The following is a 23,051-nucleotide window of genomic DNA, read 5'->3' on the forward strand; positions in this document are numbered from 1 at the left end:
CGCACCGCGGGGCCCCGGACGGCCCCGGTGACCGGACATGAAACTGCCGTGCACTTCACAGGTCAACGGTGTTGTCATAAGGTGCCGGGCAGATCCCAGGGAGGCCCCATGACCGAACGCGTCGTCCCGCCCGCCGCCCGGCAGCGCCGCCGCCCCACCAAACAGGGGGTGATGCTGTCCGAGGAGCTGATCGTCGCCACGGCGCTGCGGCTGATCGAGGAGCACGGGGCCGACGCCCTCTCCGTGCGCCGCCTCGGCCGGGCCCTCGGCGCCGACCCCAGCTCGCTGTACCGGTACTTCCGGCACACCGACGACCTGATGCTGGCCATCGCCGACGAGCTGATCGGCGGCACCATGCGGACCTGGCGGCCGACCGGCGACTGGGTGGCCGACCTGCGCGAACTCGGGCTGCGCATGCACGCCGGCACCCTCGCGCACCCCCGCGCGGCGGTGCTCAGCGCCCACCGGGTCACCGGCCGCGCGCACGAGATCCAGGCCGTGGAGAGCATCCTCGGCGTGCTGCGGGAAGCCGGGTTCCCGGAGCCGGAGGCGGTGCGCATCTACGCCGCGTTCGTGGACCAGGCGCTCGCCTTCGGCGCCCTGGACTCCGCGGGCACCTCGCTGCCCCGGGCCGCCCGCGAGGCCGAGACGGAGGTGTGGCGGACCACGTACGGCCGGCTGCCCGCGGACACCCACCCGCACATCGCGGCGAGCGCCCGCCATCTCGTGGCCACCATGCGCACCAGCTCCTACCCGGCCGCCCTGGAGCTGCTCCTGGAGGCCGCCCGGACACGCCTGACGCACCTGCGTGCGGGGACCGGGGACTGACGGCGGCCACACTGGACGGCGTTCGCACCACGAGGAGGCCGTACGCCATGACCCCACCGCCCGCCCGTACCGCCGAGCAGCGCAAGCAGGACACCCTGCACCGGCTGGAGCACGACGTCGACGCCTGGGTCGCCACCGCCGGTCCCGACGGCGGCGCCGCGCACCTCGTACCGCTGTCGTTCGTCTGGGACGGCGCCGTCCTGCTGTTCGCCACCCCGGAGGACAGCCCCACCGGCCGCAACCTGGCCGCCACCGGCAGGGTCCGGATCGGCATCGGCCCGACCCGGGACGTGGTCCTCGTGGAGGGCGTCGTCCACACGGTGACACCCGAGGACCTGCCCGAGGAGGACGCCGAGGTCTTCGCCGGCAAGACGGGCTTCGACCCGCGCCGGCTCGCCACCCGCTACCTGTACTTCCAGGTCGTCCCGCAGCGCGTCCAGGCCTGGCGCGAGGAGAACGAGTTGCGCGGACGGGAGTTGATGCGCGACGGGCGCTGGCTGCTCGCCGACTGAATCCGGTGCCCCGGGATATCCGCAGCAAGAGGACATCCCCAGGAGGAAACATGACACTGGTTCAAGCGGCCGTCGTGGTGCTGGACTGCGCCGAGCCCGAAAAACTCGCCGAATTCTACAGGGAGTTGCTGGACGGAGAGCGGACGGACTCCTCGGCCAACCTGGTCGGGATCCGGGGCGGCGATGGCGTCCGGCTCGCCTTCCGCCGCGACGTGAACGCCACCCCGCCCAGCTGGCCGCGCCCCGAGAACTCCCTCCAGGTCCATCTCGACTTCCTGGTCGAGGACTTGGACGAGGCCGAGCGCCGAGTGGTGGGACTCGGCGGCCGGCCGATCGACACCAAGGACGCGGCGGGGCCGTACGAGGAACGCGGGTACGCCGACCCCGCCGGGCACTCCTTCACCCTGCGCCGGATGCCCACGACGGCACCCAAGCAGGGCTGAGCGCACGGCTCACGCGCTCAGTCGCGGCCGCCCTTGTCCTGGGCCGGCCACACGCCCGTCGACCGTGCGATCGCCTTGGCGCCCGTGCGGTCCACGGCGCTGCGCACCACCGCGAAGATCGCGCCCTGGACCGCCGCCGCCAGCAGGATCTCGCCCCAGCCGCGGTCCGGGTCCAGGGCGTCCGGGGCGTCCTCCTCGTGCCGGATCGCCATCCACGCCTTGCGGAAGGCCAGACCGGCCAGGGCGCCGCCCGCCCAGCTGAGCACGAAGCCGACCGGTTTGTAGGCGAGCGGGAGTGTCTTCTTCTTGTTCTTGGCCATGTGTCTCTCCTTCCTCGTCAGACGGCCCTCATGCGGGCCGTCCACGGGCGGCGACCCGTTCGCCGGGAGGCACCGGGCCCGGCGGTGTGCCGTCGCCGAACGGCCGGCCGCCGAGTTCCTCGCGGTGGTGCGGGCTCAGCCAGCCGGCGAGATCCGGGCCGAGGGGCACGATGCCGGTGGGGTTGATCCCGGTGTGCACCTGGTAGTAGTGCCGCTTGATGTGGTCGAAGTCGACGGTGTCGCCGAAGCCCGGGGTCTGGAACAGGTCACGGGCGTAACCCCACAGCACCGGATTCTCGGCCAGCTTCCACCGGTTGCACTTGAAGTGGCCGTGGTAGACCGCGTCGAACCGGACAAGCGTGGTGAACAGCCGGATGTCCGACTCCGTGAGGGTGTCGCCGACCAGGTACCGCTGCCCGGCCAGCCGGCCGGCGAGCAGTTCCAGCCGCCGGAACACTCCCGCGCACGCCTCCTCGTACTCCTTCTGCTCGTGGGCGAAACCGGCCCGGTACACGCCGTTGTTCACGTCCCGGTAGACCTCGGCCATCACCTCGTCGATCTCGTCGCGCCGGCCGTCCGGATACAGGTCCGGGGCGCCCGCGCGGTGCAGGGCCGTCCACTCGGTGGCCAGGTCCAGGGTGAGCTGCTGGTAGTCGTTGGTGACCAGTTGTCCGCTGGGCACGTCCACGACCGCGGGCACGCTCACCCCGCCCGGGTAGCCGCTCTCGCGCCGGTCGTAGGCCTCGCTCAGGAACCGGATGCCGAGCACCGGGTCCCGGCCGCCCCGGTCCAGGGTGAACCGCCAGCTGCGGTCGTCCTGTACCGGATCGGTGACCGCCATCGACAGCGCGTCCTCCAGGCCCAGCAGGCGCCGTGAGATCACCGCCCGGCTCGCCCACGGACAGGCACGGGAGACCACCAGCCGGTAGCGGTCCGCCGCCACCGGCCAGCCGTCCCGGCCGTCCGCGGTGATCCGGTCGGTGAAGTGGCTCCTGGACCGGGTGAACTTCGTGTGGCCGTAGGCGCGGTTGCCGTCGCCGCCCATGTCTCCTCCTCGGCGCCCGGGGGTGTCGGGTCAACGCGTTCCCCGTTTTCCGCCCGTCCGCACGGTGTGATCCGTCCCCGGCGGGGCAGTCGGCGAAGGGTGAGCGGGACACCCTCGGAACGGGAGCCGGCCGCACGGACGGCCGAGGACGACACCACGACCCACAACCGACGCACCCCACCGGCCGACCGGCCGCATGCCGGCGAGCACCCTGGTGTCGGGCGGCCGGACGGGAGTGCTGTGGGTGGCGATGGCGCGGGAACCGGTGGTTCGGCTGTGGCGGGCGGTGGTCGGGGAGGCGGCCCGCGGTCGGGCCGGGCATCCGCGGGCGGCGACCCGGCGGTGACCGGCGGGCCGGCCATGCCGGAATCCCGGGCCGTGTCGGACCAAGGGCGGCCGGGCGCCCGGAGTGCTGCGGGCGGTGGGGGCACAGGGGCCGGCGGGTCGGCTCCGTCCGAGCCCCGGGCCTGCGTGCCCGATGGCCGGCCGGACGCCCGGCCGTCTGGCGGAACACCCGTGAGCGGCGGTGCGGCCGGCCCCGACGGCGGGGGCAGGACGCGTCGCGCCGATGGTGACGGGAAGGCCGCCCGGCTGGGGCCGGACGAGGGTGGTGCGGGCGAGGAGCGTGCGCCGCGCGCCGCGCGGGACGACGATCCGCACGGGGACCGGCACACCAGGATCACCGTGCTCGTGGCCCTCGCGGCCAACCTGGTGATCGCCGTCGCCAAGGCGGTCGGCGGTGTCCTCGCGGGCTCGCCCGCCCTGCTGTCGGAGGCCGCGCACTCCGTGGCCGACAGCCTCAACGAGGTGTTCCTGCTGGCCGCGCTGCGCCGCAGCCGCCGCCCCGCCGACCGCCGTCACCCCTTCGGCTACGGCAAGGAACGCTTCTTCTGGTCCCTGCTCGCCGCCGTCGGCATCTTCGTCATGGGCGGCTGCTTCTCCTTCTTCCAGGGCTTCGAGGCACTGCGCCAGGGCACCGAGGAGAAGTTCAGCGGCTACGTGGCGGGCCTCATCGTGCTGGGCGTCGCCCTCCTCGCCGAGAGCGCCTCGTTGCTGCGGGCCCTGCACCAGGTGCGCCGCCAGGGCGGCGGCCTCGCCGGACTGCGCGACCCGGCACTGCGCACCGTGGTCGCCGAGGACGGCACCGCGGTGCTCGGCGTGACCCTCGCCATCGTCGGCATGGCCCTGCACATGGTGACCGGACAGGTCGCCTGGGAGGCGTCCGCCTCGCTGGCGATCGGCGTGCTGCTGGTGTACGTCGCCTACCGGCTCGGCCGCGACGCCCGCGACCAGCTGATCGGCGAGGCCGCCGACCCGGAGCTGAGCGCCCGGATCCGCTCGCTGCTCGCCGCGCAGCCGGAGATCGACAGCGTGGAGGCGCTGTTCACCATGAAGATGGGCCTCGACTCCACCCTGGTGGCCGCGCGCATCGACCTGGTGCCGGGCCTGGACAGCGAGCGGGTGGAGGAGGTCTCCGTCCGCATCAAGGGCTCCCTCGCCCGGACCTTCCCGGACACCGACCAGATCTTCCTCGACGTGACCGACCGGCCGGCGGATGAGGCACAAAAGAGCCCCGCCGCGACGGGGGAACGCGGCGAGGCCTGACGCACGAGTGCCCACTCGGGAGGCGGTTCACACCTCCCCGCCCCGGATTTTTCCGAAAGGCTGTCCCGAACGGCCGGGATCAGCGCTCCGCGTAGGGCTCCAGCACGAACACCGGGATCTCCCGCGGGGTCTTCTTCTGGTAGTCGGCGTAGGGCGGATACGCGGCGACGGCCCGCTCCCACCACTCGGCCTTCTCGTCCCCGGTCACCTCACGGGCCCGCATGTCCTGCCTCAGCGGCCCGTCCTGCAGCTCGACCTGCGGGTCGGAGGTGACGTTGAAGTACCAGACGGGGTGCTTGGGCGCCCCGCCCTGCGAGGCCACCACCGCGTACCTCCCGTCGTGCTCCACCCGCATCAGCGGCGTCTTGCGGATCTTCCCGCTCTTCGCACCCCGGGTGGTGAGGATGATCACCGGGAGCCCGGTGTCGAGCAGCGTCGTCCCCTTCGTCCCGCCGGAGCTCTCGTACAGCTCCACCTGATCGCGCACCCACTGCTCCGGGCTCGGCGCGTACTCGCCCTCGAGAGGCATGGATCCGTCCCCTTCGTCGGTCCAACGGCTTCTGGCACCAGAGTTCAACACCGATGCGCCTGTGAATCATCCGTACCGCGGCACCGTTCGGCCAGACGGGTGGTCGGTGCCGGGCGCGCACCGCGCCACCACACCCGTTCCGGCCTCTCGTCGCGCGGGTCGGCCGGGTCGTACGCCACCATGGGAGTGGGCAGCCCGAATCCGGCCGGAACCCGCCCCTCCGACCCGCTCCTCTTCGGCCAGATCACGCGGATCACCGAAGTGGCCGAACATGGCGTCGTCTCATAGGTGCCTGAGGCATCTAATGAAGATCGGCACGACGCACTTCCTTCGTCTGCGAGGTCTTTCCATGACGGAACTGACGGACAGCACCGGACCGGCGACCCCGGCCGAACCCGTCGCCTTCCCGCAGGACCGCACCTGTCCCTTCCACCCGCCCAGCGGATACGCCCCGCTGCGCGACGGCAGGGCCCTGTCGCGCGTCACCCTCTTCGACGGCCGCGAGGTCTGGCTGGTCACCGCGCACGCCGCGGCCCGCGCCCTGCTCGCCGACCCCCGGCTCTCCAGCGACCGCCGGCGCACCGACTTCCCCGTGGCCGCGCCCCGCTTCCGCGTGCAGCGCGAAGAGCGGCGGGTGGCCCTGCTCGGCCTGGACGACCCCGAGCACCGCCGGCAGCGCCGCATGATGATCCCGTCGTTCACCGTCAAGCGCGCCACCGACATGCGTCCCCGGATCCAGCGGACCGTCGACGGCCTGCTGGACGCGATGATCGAGCAAGGGCCGCCCGCCGAGCTGGTCTCCGCCTTCGCGCTGCCCGTCCCGTCGATGGTGATCTGCGGCCTGCTCGGGGTGCCGTACGCCGACCACGAGTTCTTCGAGGCACAGTCCCGCGCCCTGCTGCGCGGCCCGACCGCCGACGACACCCTGGACGCCCGACGGCGCCTGGAGGCGTACCTCGAAGGGCTGATCGACGACAAGGCGAAGCAGACGGAGCCCGGCGACGGCATCCTCGACGACCTCGTCCACCACCGGCTCCGCGACGGCACGCTGGAACGCACCGACGTCGTCTCGCTGGCCCTCATCCTGCTCATCGCGGGCCACGAGACCACCGCCAACATGATCTCCCTCGGCACCTTCACCCTGCTGCACCACCCCGACCGGCTGGCCGAGTTGCGCGCCGACCCGGCGCTGCTGCCCGCAGCCGTCGAGGAGTTGCTGCGCATGCTGTCCATCGCCGACGGGCTGCAGCGCATCGCGAGCGAGGACATCGAGATCGACGGGACCACCATCCGGGCCGGGGACGGGGTCCTCTTCTCCACCTCGGTGATCAACCGCGACACGTCCGTGTTCGACGACCCCGACACCCTGGACTTCCACCGCTCGGCCCGCCACCACGTGGCCTTCGGCTTCGGCATCCACCAGTGCCTGGGCCAGAACCTGGCGCGCACGGAACTGGAGATCGCCCTCGGCAGCCTGCTCACGCGGCTGCCCGGGCTGCGGCTGGCCGCCCCGGCCCACGAGATCCCGTTCAAACCCGGCGACACGGTCCAGGGGATGCTGGAACTCCCCGTCACCTGGTAAGAGGCTCTGCTCATGCACATCGACATCGACAAGGACGTCTGCATCGGCGCCGGTCAGTGCGCACTGGCCGCGCCGGGTGTCTTCACGCAGGACGACGACGGCTACAGCACACTGATCCCCGGAAGTGCCGGCGGCGAGGGCGACCCGATGGTCCGCGAGGCCGCCCGAGCCTGCCCGGTGCACGCGATCACCGTGACCGAGGGAGGCGGCTGACGGCCCGGCCGGACTCCGGTCCCGGCCGCGTCGGTAGGGTGCCCGGATGACCGAACCAGCCGGGAAGCCCTTCCTGTACGTCGTCGTCTGCGCGGCCGGGATCGCCGCGGGCGTCAGCAAGCTGATCACCGCCGCCCAGGAGCGGAACTGGGAGGTGGGCGTCATCGCGACACCGGTCGCGATGGGCGGCTTCTTCGACACCGGGGCCGTCGAGGCGCAGACCGGCCGGCCCGTCCGGTCGGCCTGGCGCTCCCCGGCCGACCCGCGCCCCTTCCCGCCGCCGGACGCCGTCGCGGTGGCCCCCGCCACCTTCAACACCGTCAACAAGTGGGCGGCCGGCATCGCCGACACCCTCGCCCTCGGCACCCTGTGCGAGGCCGCGGGCCTCGGCGTGCCGATCGCCGCGCTGCCCTGCGTGGCCGACGCGCTGACGGCCCACCCCGCCTACCGGGACAGCCTGACCCGGCTGCGCGGCATGGGCGTCCGGTTCGGCGACCCGTACTCCGGCGAGCCCGGACCCGACGGGCACCGGCCGGAGTTCGCCTGGGAAGCCGCCCTGGACCTGCTCCAGGCGCCCCGCAGGGCGGCCTAGGCCCCGTCGTCGAACGCCCCCTGCCCGCTCGACGACAGGACTCAGCGCGTCCTGCGGACGTAGTCGGCGCTGCCCGGGGTGGACACGTCCCGGTCCCGGCGGACGATGCTCAGCTTTCCGCCCCAGCGGGCGACGGCCCTGCGCAGCCCGCTGTCGGTGTACTCGATGTCCACGACGCGGTCGTCGAACGCCTTCGCGTACACCCCGCACTCGTCGTACTGCCCGCACTCCTCCGCCACCGCGAAGTCCAGTCCGGCGCGCTCCCGCCGTCCGGCGAGTTCCGCGGTGTTCTTCTGGGCCACGGCCAGGTGCCGGGCGTGCGCGTGCCGGGAGAGCAGGGCCATGAAGGCGGTCGCGTCGGCCGCGGTGAGCAGGTGGCGGGAGCGGGTGTAGCTGTCGTAGTTGTCGGGCTCCACGGCGTCGAAGCCCTTGCGCGCACAGCCGTCGATCCAGCGGTTCACGCGCTGCGCCACCCGCTGCCGCCGGGCCGGGGTGCGCAGGTCGAGCAGCGGCTCGTTCCAGTCCTCGTCGATGACCACCCTGCCGTGCGCGTCGCGCAGCAGCAGGTCGGCCGGCCAGGAGGAGCGCTCGGCGGGCTGGGCCTGGAAGGCGTTGACGTAGCAGATGTTGTACAGGCCGGGCGCGGGGGAGTCGGAGCGGTCGCGGCTGACGATGCGCACCCCCCGGGGCGGGGGATAGGCGCCGCCGATCTGGTAGTCGAACCCGGCGTGCCGCGGCGGCAGCCGCACCCCGGCGGGCTTCCGCACGTCGCGGTCCGCCCGTCCCGCGGAGTCGCAGCCGGCCAGTGCCGTCAGGATGACGGCCAGTGCCACCGCCGATGTGCCCGTGGCCCTGCGCGCACCCGCGGCACGCGCCACACCCGTGGGGGGCAAGTCCACTCCATCCTGCCCACGCCGGACGGCGCGGTACGTCCCGGATCCAATCGCCCACGCGCCGCGAACGTCAAGTCGGCCCCGGGCCACGTCGTAGGCTCGGCCCCGACCACCGTCCCGAAGGCAGGAGCGGCAACGATGCAGTACGTGAAGCTCGGCTCGACCGGTCTCGACGTCTCGCGGATCTGTCTGGGCTGCATGACCTACGGGCTGCCGGACCGCGGCGTCCACGAGTGGACCCTCGACGAGGAGGCCTCCCGCCCGCTGATCCGGCAGGCGCTGGAGGCGGGCGTCACCTTCTTCGACACCGCCAACGTCTACTCCGACGGCACCAGCGAGGAGATCGTCGGCAAGGCCCTGCGCGACTTCGCGAACCGTGACGAGATCGTGCTGGCCACCAAGGTGAACGGCCGGATGCGACCGGGCCCGAACGGGGCCGGACTGTCCCGCAAGGCCGTCATGACGGAGATCGACCACAGCCTGCGCCGTCTCGGCACCGACTACGTCGACCTGTACCAGATCCACCGCTACGACCACGCCACCCCCGTCGAGGAGACGATGGAGGCGCTGCACGACCTCGTCAAGGCGGGCAAGGTCCGCTATCTCGGGGCCAGTTCGATGTACGCCTGGGAGTTCTCCAAGCTGCAGCACACGGCCCGGCTGCACGGCTGGACGAAGTTCGTCGGCATGCAGAACCACTACAACCTCCTCTACCGCGAGGAGGAGCGGGAGATGCTGCCGCTCTGCGCGGACCAGGGGATCAGCGTGCTGCCGTGGAGTCCGCTCGCGCGCGGCCGGCTCACCCGTGACTGGGGCACGGTGACCGAGCGCAGCGCGAACGACGACTTCGGCAGCCGCCTGTACCTGGAGAGCGACCGCTCCATCGTGGAGGCCGTCACCCGCGTCGCCGGCGACCGGGGCGTGCCGCGCGCCCGGGTGGCCCTCGCCTGGCTGCTGCACCGGGACACGGTCGCCGCGCCGATCGTCGGCGCGAGCAAGCCGCACCACATCGAGGACGCCGTGGCCGCCGTCGAACTGGACCTGAGCGACAAGGAGATGGAGGAGCTGGAGCAGCCCTACACACCCCGGGCCGTCAGCGGCCACTGAACCCCCGGCGAACTCAGTGCGGTCCGTGCGGCCCGAACTCGGTGCCGCACGGACCGGCTCCCTCGCTGCGCGCCAACGGCACCCGCTCGCCGCTCATCGCCACCGTCCGGTAGTACGCCCCGATCCGCTCGGCCGACCGGCCCACGTAGTGCCCGATGAAGGAGCGCCGGAAGCGGTCGCGGGTGCGGTTGGGGCCCGAGCCGTGCACCAGGCTGCCGTTGAAGAACAGCACGTCCCCCGGCGCCAGGTCCACGGGCACCGGCACCAGCCCGGGCGGCGGCGGGACGTACTCACGGGCGAACGACAGCTCCTCGTCCGCCTCCTCGGGGCAGAACAGGCCCATCCGGTGGGTGCCGGGCACCACTTGGAGGCCGCCGTTGTCCCGGTCGATCGGCTCGCACGCCACCCAGGCGGCCACGCACGTGCCCGGCTCGACCCGCAGATAGAAGTTGTCCTGATGCAGCGCCTGTCCGCGCGCGCCGGGCGGCTTGAAGTAGAACATGCTCTGCGCGGCCAGCACCTCTTCGCCGAACAGCGTTTCCAGCACCGCCCGCAACCGGGCGTCCAGCAGTACCTCCCGTGCCACGGCGTCGAACTCGTGCGGCTGCATCACCCGCGGCCAGCGGCGCAGCGGATCCGGGTCGGCCCGGTCCGGCGCGAAGTGCCCGGGCACCCCGCCGGCCGCGTGCACCGCCGTGAACGCGGCGCACAGCCGCTCGGTCTCCTCCTGGCCGAACAGGGCCCGTACGACGATGAATCCGTCCTCCTCGAACCGCTCCCGGAGCGATTCGGGCCGGAGGGCGTCGATGTCCGTGGCTGTCATGTGCCCGCTCCTCGCCTCCGGTGGCCACGCGGGGCCACCCACCCGCCACGCTAGGGCGACGCGCCCGACGGGAGGATGCCTGTGCGTGCTGAGGACCTGCCCGGGACGGCTGCCGCGGGCGACCCGTCCCCGCCGCCCGGCCTTGTGGTCACCGGCCGCTACGACCAGGGGCCCGGTTACGGCGTCAACCGTCCCGGGGGTTCGGCCAGTTGGCTGTTCACCTTCACCACCGGCGGGCACGGCCTGATCCGCCAGGGCGCCGCCCGCGCCCACGCCGGCCCCGGGCGTCTGGTGGTGCTCGCGCCCGGAGTCGGCCACCGCTACACCGTGGCGCCCGGCGCCGGGCGCTGGCGGTTCTGGTGGACGCACTGCCAGGCCCGGCCGTCCTGGACGTCCTGGCTCGCCCCCTTCGCCGTGGCCGACGGCCTGTACGCCGTCCCGCCCGCCCCCGAAGCCCTGCACGGCCGGATCGAGGCCGCCTTCGGCCGCATGCTCGCCGACGCCCACGGCCCGGGCGGCGAAGCGCCGAGCGCCCCGGACCCGGTGGCCGTGGCGCACGGCAGCCTGGCGCGGGACCTGGCCCTGTGCGCCCTGGAGGAGGCCGTCCTCCTCGCCGTCGCCACCGCACCGACGTCCGCCGTGCGGGCGGGCGCCGACGCCCGTGTGCGCCGCGCCGAGGAGCTGATCGCCGCCGATCCCGCGGCCCCGCACTCCGTCCGCTCCCTCGCCGAGGGCGTCGCGCTGTCCCCGTCCCGGTTCGCGCACCTGTTCGCCGATCGGACCGGCCGGTCCCCGATGCGGGCCCTGCGCGAGGCCCGGCTGCGGCACGCGGCACGGCTGCTGGAGGCCACCGACCTGACGGTGGAACGGGTCGCGGCGGCCTCAGGATTCCCGAGCCCCTTCCACTTCAGCAGGGTCTTCCGGGAGCGCTACGGGGTTCCGCCCGGCGCCTACCGGGCGGGCGAACGGCAATAAGCGGTCAGGAAAAGACCACTCTTGACAGAACGTCGACAGGAAAGCTTTTCAACGCATTGTCGAATAACGGAAGATCTCTTGTTCCAAAGTGCAGGTCTGTGCGAAAGTGTGCGCTGTCGGCGCACGGGAACATATATTCACGCTGTATGCGCCAGGCCGCTCTCCGTACACCCCCCACGCTTCAAAAGAGCCGCCTCAGGTGGACGTTCGAGCTGCCCGAACACCTTTCCATACCAGTTGGTACGGACTAATTTCCGCTTGGCGTCTGGAGGAATGCGGCCGTGAATGAGGCAGGCCTGTCGGACGAGCAGCTCAGTGCCGAACTGAAGAAGTGGACCGGGGCGTCACCGGCGCTCCATCCCGTCGGTGAACTCCTCGACCGTCACTGGGAAGCCGCCTTCGCCTATGCCCGGCTGTGCACCGACGGCCCGCGCGCCGCCGGCATGCTCACCACGGCCGCCTTCACCCGGCTCTTCGGCGAGTCGCTCCGCCAGGCCGGTCCGTCCGCCGCCTGGCGGCCCCAGGTGCTGGTCGCCGTCCGCCGGATCGCGGCCGAGTGGGACACCGACGGGCGCCGGGAACTCCTGCATCCGGAGCTGCGGTCGGGCACCGCGAGCGGTGAACGGGTCGCCGCCCGTCTGCTGCCCCCGTCCGGCCGGCGGCTGCTGTCCCGTGCCTTCCAGCGGCTGCCCCAGGCCTCCCGCGCCGTGCTCTGGCACACCGAGGTCGAGGCCGAACCCCTCGCCGTGCCCGCCGCGTTGCTGGGCCTGGACGGGGAGGACACCCAGGTCGAACTGCGCCGAGCCCGTGAACGGCTGCGCGAGGAGTGTCTGCAGGCCCACCGCGAGCTCGCCCCCGAGGACGAGTGCCGGCGCTATCTGCGCATGCTCGACGTGACCTTCCGGCGCGGCGGCGTCGACCTCGACCCGGACCTGAACCGGCACCTGTCCGGCTGCACCCACTGCAGCCGGACCGCCGACCAGCTCGCCCGGTTCAACGAGGGCCTCGGTCTCGCCCTCGCCGAGGGCGTGCTCGGCTGGGGCGCCCGCGCCTATCTGGAGTCACGGGCGCGCAGCGCCGAGGAGCCGCCGGCGCCGGCCCCGGCTCCGGCCGCACCCCCGTCGGGCGAGCCCTTCACGACGCCCGCGGCCACCGACGCCTTCGACGTACCGCCCGTCCCCACCGGCTCCGGTGGCGCGGAGGGGCCGGCCGTCTCTTGGCCACGCGGGCCGCGTGTCCGGTCCGCGGAGGCGACGGCCGCCACCGCCGGCTTCGAGGGGCCGTCCGCCAGCACTGGCTCCGGTGGCGCGGAGGGGCCGGCCGTCTCTTGGCCGCGCGGGCCGCGTGTCCGGTCCGCGGAAGCGACGGCCGCCACCGCCGGCTTCGAGGGACCGTCCGCCCCCACCGGCTCCGGTGGCGCGGAGGGCTTCCCCTCATCCTGGCCGCGCAGGCCGCGTGTCCGGTCCGCAGACGCAGCGGCCGCCGCAGTCGGCTTCGACGGGCCGTCCGTCCCCACGGCCCCCGCCCCCCAGGAAGGACCGGCCGCTCCCCGAGCGCGCAGGGCGCGTCCCCGGCCCAGCGCGCCGGGGGAGTCCTTCTCCGCCGCCGGATCTCCCGTCCCGGGCGAACCCGCCGCACCCCGCGCGCGCGGCGTCCGTACCCGGTTCACCGTGGCGGGTAACGCTTTCGGCGCCGGCGGGGGCCCCGCCCCCGGTGAGTCCGCCACGCCCACCCGGGGACAGGACCCCGGCCCCGCGCGCCCGGGCTCCGCCACCTCCCGCCGCTCCGCCCTGCGCGCCGCCCGTCGGGCCCGGCGGCGCAATCTCGCGCTGGCCGCCGCCACCGTCAGCGGGCTGGTGGCCCTGCCGCTCGTGCTGTGGGCGGTGCTCGGACCGGGGGACGCCCCGGCCACCGCCGGCGGCGGCACGCCCAGTCGTAGGCCGGGTGAGGACACCGCCTCGCCGGGCGCTTCCCGGGCCGCCGCGAACGCCGCCGGTCAAGGCACCCTGCACGGCCGGCTGCACAACCTCGCCTCGGATCTGTGCGTCGACGTCGTCGGCAAGAAGGCCGTCAAGGGCGCCGAGACCGAACTCGTCACCTGCTCCGCCGCGGCGAGCCAGCAGTGGACGTACGAGACCGACGGACTGCTGCGCAACGCCGACGCCCCCGGCCTGTGCCTGGACTCCACCCTCGGCTACTCGGTCCGTCTCGCCCCGTGCACGGCCACCGGGAAGGCGGCCCGCGCCATCCGGTACGACTTCACCCTCCAGGGCGCCCTGATACCCCGCTGGAACCAGGAACTCGCCCTCACCCCGGCCGCCACCGACGGCTCCGGCGCCCTGGTCCTCAAGAACCGTGCCCCCGGCGACGACCAGCGCTGGACCGTCGACACCGCCACGCCCGACCTGCAGATGCAGAACGTCAACTGGGGCAGCGACAGCGGCCCGTCCCAGGCCCCCGGCCGGCGCACCCCCGCCCCCGCCGGGACCACGGAGGCCCCCCAGGCCTCCAGGGCCCCGTCACCGGCCCCCACCCCGACGGCCGGCCCGTCCGCTCCCGCGACCTCGCCGTCCGCCACCTTCGACCCCTGCTCGGCCTACCCGTACTACTGCGACGGGGGCGGCGGCTACGGCGGCGGCTACGGCGGAGGTGGACACCACCACCGGTGACTCACGGGTGGTGCGGCGGCGCAGGCGGCATCGTCGCCAGGCCCGGGGCCGGTTCCGGCCACACCAGCAGCACCGGGCAGGGCGCGTGGTCCACGGCGAACCGCACCTCAGGACCGAGACTCTTCGGCCCGAGCCGGGAGCGGTCCCCGTCCCGGGCCAGCACCAGCAGATCGGCTCCCTCGGCGGCGGCCACCACCTCCCGCTCGACCCGGCCCGACCGCTCCTCGCGGGCACAGGGCCGGCCCAGCCGCTCGGCAGCGGCGGCCAGCAGCTCCGCCGCCGACGTCCCGCCGAGCGTCTCCAGCAGCGCGCCCGGGTCCCGCTCGGGGTGGCCCCGCCCGAGCAGCCCGGCGAACGCGCCGTGCGCCACCCCGGGCACGTCCGGCCCGCTGACGTGCAGCAGCACCACCTCGCAGTCCTCGGGCGCGTGGGCGCGCACGGCGTCCACGCAGGCGGGCCAGGTGCCCTCGACGAGCCAGGCGATCACACGCATCCGGTCGGCCTCCCTCGGCGCACGCGCCGTCAGAGAATCTGCAGCGACCCCCACAGTGCCACCACCGCGACCGCGAGGGACGACGGCACGGCGATCAGGCCCAGCCGGGTGAACTCCCACAGGTTCACGCCGTGTTCGTGCTGGTGCACGATCCGCCGCCACAGCAGCGTCGCCAGCGACCCCGCGTAGGTCAGGTTGGGGCCGATGTTCACCCCGAGCAGCACCGCGAGCACGGCGCCCGGCCCGGCCGGTGCCGCCAGCGGCAGCAGGACGAGCACCGCGGGCAGATTGTTGATCAGGTTCGCCAGCACGGCGGCCAGCGCGGCGGTCCCCAGCAGCGCGGGCAGCCCGGTGCCGCCCGGCAGCACGTGCCCGAGCGCGTCCGCGAGCCCGTTGTCCACGACCGCCCGCACCACGATCCCGAGCGCCAGCACGAAGGCGAGAAAACTCGGGGCCGCCGCCCGCACAACGGTCAGCGGGGACGCCTTGCGCCGCAGCAGCGCCCGCCCGGCCAGGACCAGCGCCCCGGCCGCGGCGACCCAGGCCGGCTCCACGCCGAACGCCGACGCCACCACGAACCCGGCCAGGGTGCAGCCCACCGTCACCAGCGCGAACAGCGGCAGCCGCGGCGGCTCGCCGGTGTCCCGGCCCGCCGGGGCCGCCGCCGCGAGATCCCGGGCGAAGAACCGCCGGAACACCCCGTACTCGACCCCGATCGCCACCAGCCACGGCAGCGCCATGAGCGCCGCGAAGCGGGTGAAGCTCAGCCCGCTCGCCGCGAACGCGAGCAGGTTCGTCAGGTTGGAGACCGGCAGCAGCAGCGACGCGGTGTTCGACAGATGCGTGCAGGCGTACACATGCGGCTTGGGCCGCACCCCCGTCCGCGCGGCCGTGGCGAAGACGACCGGCGTGAGCAGCACGATCGTGGCGTCCAGGCTGAGGACGGCGGTGATGACGGACGCCAGCGCGAAGACCGCGGTCAGCAGCCGCACCGGGCGGCCCCGCGACCGGTCGGCCATCCACGCCCCGCACGCCTGGAACAGCCCCTCCACGTCGCAGAAGTGGGCGAGCACCAGCACCGCCGCCAGGAACCCGACGACCGGCCCGAGCCGTTCGGCCTCGGCGCGGGCGTGGTCGAGGGAGATCGCGCCGGTGGCGACAGCGACGCCCGCGGCGGGCACGGCCATGACCGCCTCCGGCCACCCGAAGGGCCGTACCACGGCCCAGGCGAGGACGGCGACGAGCAGGACGGCGGACAGTGCCTCGGCGAGCGGCGTGTTCAGGGCGGGTCCTTCCCGGAGCGATCATGTGGTGCCCGCCCATGAAAACAGACGATCCCGAGCGGGTTACGAGCTGTGGGTGCCCGCCGCGCCCAGGAACTCCTCCCAACCGCCCACCGGGGCCTGCCCCGGCGACAGTGTCCGCAGGGTGCGCAGCACCGCCGGGTCCTGTGCCTCCAGCCAGGCAACGAGCTGCTTGAAGGACACGAACCGCACGTCGTCGCCGTGCGCGGCCATCTTCCCGACGGCCTCCTCGACGGCGTCCATGTAGATGCCGCCGTTCCAGCGCTCGAAGTGGTTGCCGATGAAGAAGGGGGCGCGGTTGGTGTCGTACGCCCGCTGGAACCCGGCGACATAGGCGTCACGGGCCTGGGTGCGCCAGGCGTCGTACTGGGCGCGGTCGCCGGTCGGGTTGCCGCCGGACTGGTTGAACATCATGTTGTAGTCCATCGACAGCACCTGGAAGGAGTGCCCGGGGAAGGGTATGGACTGCAGCGGGAAGTCCCAGATCCTGCCGCCCTGCACCTTGCCCGGCCAGATCTGCAGCCCGCCGGGGGAGCTGGCGTCGTACTTCCAGCCGAGCGCGGCGGCGGTGGGCAGCAGGTTGGCCTGGCCCTCCAGGCAGGGGGTGCGGCCGCCGACCAGCTCCTTGCGGTAGTCGAAGGGGAGCGGTTCGAGGTCGGTGAAGCCGGTGTTCGTCTTCCACCGCGTCACGAAGCCGACCGCCTGGTCGATCTCGCTGCGCCACTCGGCCGGAGACCAGTTGCGCACGCCGCTCGCCCCGCAGAAGTGCCCGTTGAAGTGGGTGCCGATCTCGTGGCCCTCCAGCCAGGCGGCCCGCACCTGCTGGAGGGTGGCGTGGATGTGCCGGTCGGCGAGGTAGCCGATCGCGGAGGCGCCGACCGGGTGCTGCGGCGGGTGGTACAGGTGCTTCTTGGACTCGGGCAGCGTGTAGATGCCGCTGAGGAAGAAGGTCATCTTGGCGCCGTGGTCGGCGGCCACCTTGCGGAAGCGGGAGAAGAGCTTGTTGCTCAGCTCGCCGGCGCCGTCCCAGGAGAACACCACGAACTGCGGGGGCTTCTGGCCAGGCTTCAGCCGCTCGGGCTTCGGCTGGTGCGGCTGGGCGCCGGTGTCGGCGGTGGAGCCGTCGCCGATCGGCTTCCCGGCCCGGGCCTGCTCGGTGCCCTTGCCGCCGGCCCGGCCCGGTCCGACCGAGAGGCCGGTGCCGGAGGAGCACGCGGCCAGCGCGCCCAGGGCGCCCGCCGCCGCGCCCGCCGTCAGCACCCGCCTGCGTGAGATCCCGCTCATCGTCTCCCCGATTCCTCGTCGCGGCCCCTCGCCGGGGCCTGCTGCTGTGCGGTCGACGGGTTCGATGAGGGGGGTCCGGGGAAAGATCGCGGCCGACGGCGCCTGTTGCCGTCCTGTGACACTTGTGGCGCGGTCATGACGAACCCCGCCGCCCGGCGAGCGGGCGGCGGGGTTCGGGGAGCGGGTTCCTCCGCGTGGGTCAGGGGCCGGTGCCGGGGCTGAGCGCCGACAGGAACACGGACGAGGAGTTGCCGGAGACCGGCACCGTCCCGCCCGTCCAGGTCACCTTCAGCTGGTCGCGCTCGTCCGGCGGGGTGACCAGCAGCGCGGCCGGGGTGGCCGTCCCGGCGCCGCTGACCCCGGGGTTGGAGAAGGTCAGGCCCGCCCAGGCGCTCTGCCCGGGCTTCAGCGTGACCGTCGCCGGGGAGCCCGGCTCACGCTTGGGGTCCGGGCCGAGCTGGGTGCCGGAGGCGTTCACGAAGGCCGCGCCCGGAAAGCCGTGCAGGGTGCAGGTCCGGGCGGAGCCGTTGGTGAGCACGACGGGGAAGTTCTCCTGGCCGGCGCCCGGGTCGTTGCGGCCCACGGCGGCGCGCAGTTCGGAGGTGTGGCACCGGGAGCTCGCCGGCCGGGCCGTCGTGGCACCGCCGCCCGAGGACGGGGGCGCCTTCCGTGTCGCGGTGGCCGACGAGACCGTGCCGCTGGGCGCCGCCGAGGTCCCCTCGGACGTCGGGGGCGCCGGGGTCTTCGTGGTGTCGGTGGCCGGGGCGGCCGTGCCGGAGGCCGTGACCGGCGGGCTGGTGTGGACGTCTTTGCTGTTGCCGCAGGCGGTCAGGAGGCCCAGCACGGCGACCGTGCCCACGAGCAGGGCCCCGTGCCGCGCGGACCGGGGGGTGTACACCATGTCGCTCAACACTCCTGGTTCTTCACGGCACGCGACGGAACGCGTGCCCACGGCGCCGGGTGCGCCGTCATGACACTCCGATGCGTGGCACGGCGGAAAAGTTCGGAACACGCAGGTTCCTTTCCCCGCTGGGACCGCCGGCTCCCCTCCGCTCACCCCCGGCCGCGCGTTCACGTCACCCGCAGGGAGCGCAGTATCTCCTCGGTCGCGTCCCCCGCGCCCCGCTGACGCACCTGCACATAGAGCTGGGGCTGTGCGGTGCCGCCCGCCGGGGTCAGCGCGGACTCGGTGACCGAGCCGCCGTCCGGGCAGCCGCTCCAGGCCCGGACCGTGCCGTGCCAGTGGGAGTCGCCGAACGTGCGCCGGCCGGAGTAGCGGCAGCCCGCGTGGGCGAGGTCCCGGACCTTCGCGCCGACGTCGCCGTGCTCGCTCACGCCGACGAACACGCCGTCCACCGCGGCCTTCAGGTCGGGCCAGCGGGTCAGGTCGTCGGCGACCACCAGACCGGGCTCGTGCCCCGCCTTCAGGCCGAGGGCCCGCGGGTCCCAGCCCTTGTCCCGGATCTCGCGGCCCCAGCCCGCGGGCACCTCGAGGACCACCCGCCCGGTGGCGTCGGACACCTGCAGCGTCCCCTCCGGGGAGCCGTCGTGGTGGATCAGGACGGTCACCGCTACGGCGGCCGCCGCGGCGGCCGCGACCCCGGCGAGGGACAGCGTCACGAGGTTGAGCCGGCCGCGGACGCCGTCCAGCCGCCGCACGCGCCGGCCGCCGGGCACCGCCGCCAGCCGGTCCAGCTCGTGCGCGAACGCCTGGGCGCCCGGCCAGCGCCGCGCCCGGTCCGGCTCCAGCGCCCGCAGCAGCGCCCGCTCCACGTCCTCGCCGAGGTCCGGCCGCAGCCGCCGGGGCGGTACGACCCTGCCCGGCGGCCCCGGCACGGTCCCGGTGACCAGCTCGTAGCCGACCGCGCCCAGACTGTAGACGTCGGCCCGCTCGTCGATGCCCTCGCCTGGCTCGGCCTGCTCCGGCGGCTGGTAGCCCGCCGAGCCCGCCGCCAGCGTGAGCACCGAGGCCTGCGCCAGGCTCTTGGCCAGGCCCAGGTCGGCCAGCAGCACCCGCCGGGTGCCGTCCGGGGCGGTGTGCAGCAGCACGTTGGTCGGCTTGATGTCACGGTGCACGATGCCCGCCTCGTGCAGCGCGGCGGCGCTGCGCGCGGCCTCGGCGGTCAGCGCGAGCGCGTCCGGCACCGGCAGCGGACCGCCCGCCAGCAGGTCGGCGAGCGTGCCGCCGGCCGCGTACTCCATCACGAAGTACGGCCTGCCGTCCGGCAGTTCACCGATGTCGTAGACCTGCACCACCCGGCTGGAGCCGGCCCTGCGCAGCAGCCGCGCCTCGGACAGGAAGCGGTCCCTGATGTCGAGCCGGTGCGCCCAGTTCTCGGCGAGGACCTTCACCGCGACCGGTGCCTCCAGCTCGGGATCGTGGGCGAGCCACACGGTGGCGAAGGCGCCGGTGCCCAGCGGCCGTTCGAGACGGTAGCGGCCGATCCGCTCCAGGGAGTGCATACGACTATCATGCCTGGCCTGAGATCGACTTGGAGGAGGGCCCGTTCGTGCAGGACCAGGCGCCGACGGAAGACCTCGCCCGGCGGGCCGCCGCGGGCGACAGCACGGCCCTGGACCGGCTGCTGACGGAGATCCGCCCCGAGGTGGTGCGCCGCTGCGGGCGCTTCCTGCCCTGCCGGGAGGACGCCGAGGAGGCCGCCCAGGACGTGCTGCTCCAGGTGGCCCGGCACATCACCGCCTTCGAGGGCCGCAGCCGCTTCGGCACCTGGCTGTACACGGTCGTCGCCAACTGCTGCCGGCAGAAGTACCGCGAGCTGAAACGGCGGGCCGCCGAACAGCCCGCCGCCATCGAACCCTCGTACGCCGTCGACCCGCGCACCACCAGCGTCATCGCGGGCTCCCGGGTGGACCTGCTGGAGGCCCTGGAGCGGCTGGAGCGGACGCATCCGCACCTGGTGGCGCCGCTGGTCTACCGCGACATCTGCCAGCTGGAGTACGCGGACGTCGCGGAGCGCGTCGGCATCCCGCTGGGCACGCTCAAGTCCCGGCTGCACGAGGCCCGCAAGCAGGTGCGGCCCTGGCTGGCCGGCGGCTGAGCGGCTCCCCGCGGGGGAGCACGAGGCTCACCTGGGCGTCGGTGGCGCCGGCGGAGCGGCCGGGACCCCGGCCCCTTGGCGGGCCGGACGTCAGGGCCGGGGGTGCCGTCGGCCCGACGGCCGGCGGTGGCCGCCGTCCCGACCGCCGTGCGACCCCATGCCGGGCCCGGGACGCCGAGCCGGCTCCGAGCCGGCCGGAGCGGCCGCCCAACCGTCCGGGCAGCGCTGCGGCATTGCGGCAGGGGCGCCGTCGGGCCGCCGTCACTCCTCCTCGTATAGCGGCAGCTCCGCCCAGATCGTCTTGCCCTCCGGGGTGTGGCGGCTGCCCCAGCGCTGGGTGAGCTGGGCGACCAGGAGCAGGCCCCGGCCGCCCTCGTCGAAGGTCTTGGCCCGGCGCAGGTGCGGGGCGGTGTGGCTGGTGTCCGACACCTCGCAGATCAGGGTGGTCTCGTCGTGGATCAGGCGGAGCCGGATCGGACGGGCGCCGTACCTGATGGCGTTCGTGACCAGCTCGCTGACCACCAGTTCCGCCGTGAACGCGGCCTCGCTCAGCCCCCAGGTGTCCAGCTGCTCCACGACCTGCTTGCGGATGGGCGCGACGAGCGCCGGGTCGGCCGGGATGTCCCAGGTCGACACCTGCGTGGCGGGCAGGCCCAGGGTGCGGGCGAGCAGCAGCGCCACGTCGTCGGCCGCGGCACCGCCGGACGGGAGCAGGGCCCGCAGGATGCCGTCGCAGGTCCCGTCCAGGGAGCCCGCGTACTGCTGGAGCGCCGCGTACAGCAGCTCCCGGCCGGCCTCGCCCTCCCGGTCCCGGGAGTGCACCAGGCCGTCGGTGTACAGGGCGAGGACGGTGCCCTCGGGCAGGTCCACCTCGACGGACTCGAAGGGCAGTCCGCCGAGCCCCAGCGGCGGACCGGCGGGCACGTCGAGCAGCCCGGGCCGGCCGCCCGGCCGCAGCAGCACGGGCGGGGGATGCCCGGCGCGGGCCAGGGTGCAGCGCCGGGACACCGGGTCGTACACGGCGTACAGGCAGGTCGCACCGACCTCGCCGGTGGTGCCGTCGCCGCCGGACTCCTCCGAGAGCCGGACCACGAGGTCGTCCAGGTGGGTGAGCAGCTCGTCCGGGGCCAGGTCGATGTCGGCGAGCGTACGGACGGCGGTGCGCAGCCGGCCCATGGTCGCCGACGCCTGGATGCCGTGCCCGACGACGTCGCCGACGACCATCGCGACCCGCATCCCGGACAGCGGGATCACGTCGAACCAGTCGCCGCCCACCCCGGCCCGGGCGGCCGGCAGATAGCGGGAGCTGGCCTCCAGCGCGGCCGTGCGCGGCAGCGTGCGGGGCAGCAGGCTGCGCTGCAGCGCGAGAGCGGTCTCCCGCTCGCGCGAGTAGCGGCGGGCGTTGTCGATGCACACGGCGGCGCGGGCGGTGATCTCCTCGGCCAGCAGCACGTCGTCGGCGGTGAACGGGTCGGGCCGGCGGTGCCGGGTGAGCACGGCCACTCCGAGGGTCAGCCCGCGCGCCCGGATCGGCACGGACATCACGGAGTGGATGCCGAACTCGCGCACCCACTTCTCGCGCCGGGGGTCCTCCGCGAGCCACGGCCGCAGCTCGCCGGAGGCCGTCCCGCGGACGATCGTGCGCCCCCTGACGAGGGAGTCGGCCTGCGGGGAGCAGGCGGGATAGCTCGCCAGGGAGCCGAGTTCCATCACCACGTCGGGGGAGCCGTGCAGCACGGAGCGGTGCGCCGCCCGGAGCAGGGTGACCGGCGTGGTGACCCGGGCGGACGGCTCCCCGTCCGGCTCCCGCTCCTCCAGCAGGTCGACGCTGACGAAGTCGGCGAGCCCCGGCACGCACACATCGGCCAGTTCCTGGGCGGTGCGGGTGACGTCGAGCGTGCTGCCGATGTGCACGCTCGCCTCGTTGACCAGCTGCAGCCGCTTGCGGGCCAGATAGTTCTCGGTGAAGTCGTGCGTGGCCATGCTCACCCCGCACACCCGGCCGTCCGGGCCGGTGACCGGGGCCATCTGGGCCAGCCAGGCGTGCGCGTGCTGCTCACCGCCGGTGCGCATGTACGTCCGCACGTCCTGGGGGCGGCCCGTCGCGAGCACCTCGGACAGATGCCGTTCCAGCTCCTCGCTCTGCGGTTTCCCGCCGATCTCGGACGGTCTGAGCCCGCGGACGCGGTGCTCGGGCAGGCCGACCACCTCGTCCATCGCGTCGTTCTGCCGGCGCAGCCGCAGCCGCTCGTCGTACAGGGCCATGGCGCACGGGGACTGCATCAGGGTGGCCGCGGACAGCGGGTCGTCGGCGGGGGCGGGGGCGTCGTCCTCCAGCGGGGTGACGACGAGCCAGTCGGCCGGCCGGTCCTCGCGGGCCGGCCGGCGGTGGGCGAGCACCCACACCGGAACCGTGCGGCCGTCCCGGTGGCGCAGGGCGACCATGCCGTCCCAGCGCGGGCCGGCGGGGGCGCCGGGGACGCCGTCATCGGCCAGCAGGCCGGCGGCCGGGCGGCCCACGACGGCTTCGGCGGGGTGGCCGAGCAGGCGCCGGGCGCCCTCGTTCCACTCCACCAGCGTCCCGTCGTCGTCGATGACGGCCCGGGCCGTCACCGCGTCGTCGAACGGATTGACCCGGCTCATCGTCGCCGCTCCCAAGCGCACACTCACAGTGAACAGGTGGCACCACTCGTGTTCCAGCGTAGTGCTTCGCCCCCTCCCGTGACCGCCAACCTCCGGCAGGCCGTCCGGTAGGTCGAACACGATCAGAAGCCG

At 74.1% G+C, this 23,051-nt stretch carries 22 protein-coding genes; 11 read left to right on the forward strand and 11 right to left on the reverse strand.

Annotated features, from left to right (window positions below):
* Positions 1-108: 108 nt before the first annotated feature.
* Genes AB0N17_RS14135 through AB0N17_RS14145 form a run of 3 tightly spaced genes read left to right on the forward strand, consistent with a single transcriptional unit; the run spans position 109 to position 1,783 of the window.
* Positions 109-828: a TetR/AcrR family transcriptional regulator gene (locus AB0N17_RS14135; RefSeq protein ID WP_366011549.1), complete on the forward strand. Its 720-nt coding sequence runs from the start codon at positions 109-111 to the stop codon at positions 826-828.
* Between the two features lie 47 nt (positions 829-875).
* Positions 876-1,340 (forward strand): pyridoxamine 5'-phosphate oxidase family protein, encoded by a 465-nt coding sequence (locus tag AB0N17_RS14140; RefSeq protein WP_366011550.1) that lies wholly within the window; start codon positions 876-878, stop codon positions 1,338-1,340.
* Between the two features lie 50 nt (positions 1,341-1,390).
* Positions 1,391-1,783, forward strand: a complete 393-nt coding sequence (locus AB0N17_RS14145; protein WP_366011552.1) for a VOC family protein — start codon at positions 1,391-1,393, stop codon at positions 1,781-1,783.
* Between the two features lie 17 nt (positions 1,784-1,800).
* On the opposite strand, the gene AB0N17_RS14150 is transcribed toward AB0N17_RS14145, so the two are convergent.
* Both AB0N17_RS14150 and AB0N17_RS14155 read right to left on the reverse strand, forming a co-directional pair.
* Positions 1,801-2,103, reverse strand: coding sequence for a DUF4235 domain-containing protein (locus AB0N17_RS14150; protein WP_366011553.1), 303 nt, complete (start codon positions 2,101-2,103; stop codon positions 1,801-1,803).
* 28 nt (positions 2,104-2,131) lie between these two features.
* Positions 2,132-3,148 (reverse strand): glutathione S-transferase C-terminal domain-containing protein, encoded by a 1,017-nt coding sequence (locus tag AB0N17_RS14155; protein WP_366011554.1) that lies wholly within the window; start codon positions 3,146-3,148, stop codon positions 2,132-2,134.
* A 678-nt stretch (positions 3,149-3,826) separates the two neighbouring features.
* Here AB0N17_RS14155 and AB0N17_RS14160 point away from each other — a divergent pair.
* Positions 3,827-4,753 carry a cation diffusion facilitator family transporter gene (locus AB0N17_RS14160; protein ID WP_366011648.1) on the forward strand — a complete coding sequence of 309 codons (927 nt, stop codon included), beginning with the start codon at positions 3,827-3,829 and terminating at the stop codon, positions 4,751-4,753.
* Between the two features lie 79 nt (positions 4,754-4,832).
* Here AB0N17_RS14160 and AB0N17_RS14165 read toward each other — a convergent pair whose 3' ends face one another.
* Positions 4,833-5,282, reverse strand: coding sequence for a nitroreductase family deazaflavin-dependent oxidoreductase (locus AB0N17_RS14165; RefSeq protein ID WP_366011555.1), 450 nt, complete (start codon positions 5,280-5,282; stop codon positions 4,833-4,835).
* 349 nt (positions 5,283-5,631) lie between these two features.
* On the opposite strand from AB0N17_RS14165, the gene AB0N17_RS14170 reads away from it, so the two are divergent.
* The 3 genes from AB0N17_RS14170 to AB0N17_RS14180 are packed head-to-tail and all read left to right on the forward strand — an operon-like array spanning position 5,632 to position 7,669.
* Positions 5,632-6,864 (forward strand): cytochrome P450, encoded by a 1,233-nt coding sequence (locus tag AB0N17_RS14170; protein WP_366011556.1) that lies wholly within the window; start codon positions 5,632-5,634, stop codon positions 6,862-6,864.
* A gap of 12 nt (positions 6,865-6,876) precedes the next feature.
* The gene (locus AB0N17_RS14175) at positions 6,877-7,077 is read left to right on the forward strand and encodes a ferredoxin (RefSeq protein WP_366011557.1); all 201 of its coding nucleotides are present in this window, start codon (positions 6,877-6,879) and stop codon (positions 7,075-7,077) included.
* A gap of 46 nt (positions 7,078-7,123) precedes the next feature.
* Positions 7,124-7,669, forward strand: a complete 546-nt coding sequence (locus AB0N17_RS14180; RefSeq protein ID WP_366011558.1) for a flavoprotein — start codon at positions 7,124-7,126, stop codon at positions 7,667-7,669.
* A gap of 41 nt (positions 7,670-7,710) precedes the next feature.
* Here AB0N17_RS14180 and AB0N17_RS14185 read toward each other — a convergent pair whose 3' ends face one another.
* Positions 7,711-8,562: an endo alpha-1,4 polygalactosaminidase gene (locus AB0N17_RS14185; RefSeq protein ID WP_366011559.1), complete on the reverse strand. Its 852-nt coding sequence runs from the start codon at positions 8,560-8,562 to the stop codon at positions 7,711-7,713.
* Positions 8,563-8,700: 138 nt separating this feature from the next.
* Between AB0N17_RS14185 and AB0N17_RS14190 the strand changes: the two genes are divergently transcribed.
* Positions 8,701-9,669: an aldo/keto reductase gene (locus AB0N17_RS14190; protein ID WP_366011560.1), complete on the forward strand. Its 969-nt coding sequence runs from the start codon at positions 8,701-8,703 to the stop codon at positions 9,667-9,669.
* Between the two features lie 13 nt (positions 9,670-9,682).
* Here AB0N17_RS14190 and AB0N17_RS14195 read toward each other — a convergent pair whose 3' ends face one another.
* A complete protein-coding gene (locus AB0N17_RS14195) occupies positions 9,683-10,492 on the reverse strand; it encodes a phytanoyl-CoA dioxygenase family protein (protein WP_366011561.1) in 810 nt (269 codons plus the stop codon).
* A 75-nt stretch (positions 10,493-10,567) separates the two neighbouring features.
* Here AB0N17_RS14195 and AB0N17_RS14200 point away from each other — a divergent pair, with 75 nt between their 5' ends.
* Complete coding sequence (locus tag AB0N17_RS14200) at positions 10,568-11,467, forward strand: helix-turn-helix domain-containing protein (protein ID WP_366011562.1); 900 nt, start codon at positions 10,568-10,570, stop codon at positions 11,465-11,467.
* 281 nt (positions 11,468-11,748) lie between these two features.
* Positions 11,749-14,136: a ricin-type beta-trefoil lectin domain protein gene (locus tag AB0N17_RS14205; protein ID WP_366011563.1), complete on the forward strand. Its 2,388-nt coding sequence runs from the start codon at positions 11,749-11,751 to the stop codon at positions 14,134-14,136.
* 1 nt (position 14,137) lies between these two features.
* Here AB0N17_RS14205 and AB0N17_RS14210 read toward each other — a convergent pair whose 3' ends face one another.
* From AB0N17_RS14210 to AB0N17_RS14230, 5 genes are all read right to left on the reverse strand, one after another.
* Complete coding sequence (locus AB0N17_RS14210; protein WP_366011564.1) at positions 14,138-14,629, reverse strand: universal stress protein; 492 nt, start codon at positions 14,627-14,629, stop codon at positions 14,138-14,140.
* Between the two features lie 29 nt (positions 14,630-14,658).
* A complete protein-coding gene (locus tag AB0N17_RS14215; protein ID WP_366011565.1) occupies positions 14,659-15,816 on the reverse strand; it encodes an SLC13 family permease in 1,158 nt (385 codons plus the stop codon).
* A 159-nt stretch (positions 15,817-15,975) separates the two neighbouring features.
* Positions 15,976-17,217 carry a hypothetical protein gene (locus AB0N17_RS14220; protein WP_366011566.1) on the reverse strand — a complete coding sequence of 414 codons (1,242 nt, stop codon included), beginning with the start codon at positions 17,215-17,217 and terminating at the stop codon, positions 15,976-15,978.
* A 199-nt stretch (positions 17,218-17,416) separates the two neighbouring features.
* Positions 17,417-18,118 carry a DUF4232 domain-containing protein gene (locus AB0N17_RS14225; protein WP_366011567.1) on the reverse strand — a complete coding sequence of 234 codons (702 nt, stop codon included), beginning with the start codon at positions 18,116-18,118 and terminating at the stop codon, positions 17,417-17,419.
* A 170-nt stretch (positions 18,119-18,288) separates the two neighbouring features.
* Positions 18,289-19,680 carry a serine/threonine-protein kinase gene (locus tag AB0N17_RS14230; protein WP_366011568.1) on the reverse strand — a complete coding sequence of 464 codons (1,392 nt, stop codon included), beginning with the start codon at positions 19,678-19,680 and terminating at the stop codon, positions 18,289-18,291.
* A 47-nt stretch (positions 19,681-19,727) separates the two neighbouring features.
* On the opposite strand from AB0N17_RS14230, the gene AB0N17_RS14235 reads away from it, so the two are divergent.
* Positions 19,728-20,276, forward strand: coding sequence for an RNA polymerase sigma factor (locus tag AB0N17_RS14235; protein WP_366011569.1), 549 nt, complete (start codon positions 19,728-19,730; stop codon positions 20,274-20,276).
* Between the two features lie 261 nt (positions 20,277-20,537).
* On the opposite strand, the gene AB0N17_RS14240 is transcribed toward AB0N17_RS14235, so the two are convergent.
* A complete protein-coding gene (locus AB0N17_RS14240; RefSeq protein ID WP_366011571.1) occupies positions 20,538-22,919 on the reverse strand; it encodes a SpoIIE family protein phosphatase in 2,382 nt (793 codons plus the stop codon).
* Positions 22,920-23,051 lie beyond the last annotated feature (132 nt).

Origin of the sequence: Streptomyces sp. NPDC051133, assembly GCF_040682635.1 — a bacterium.
In the GTDB taxonomy this organism is placed as follows: Bacteria; Actinomycetota; Actinomycetes; order Streptomycetales; family Streptomycetaceae; genus Streptomyces.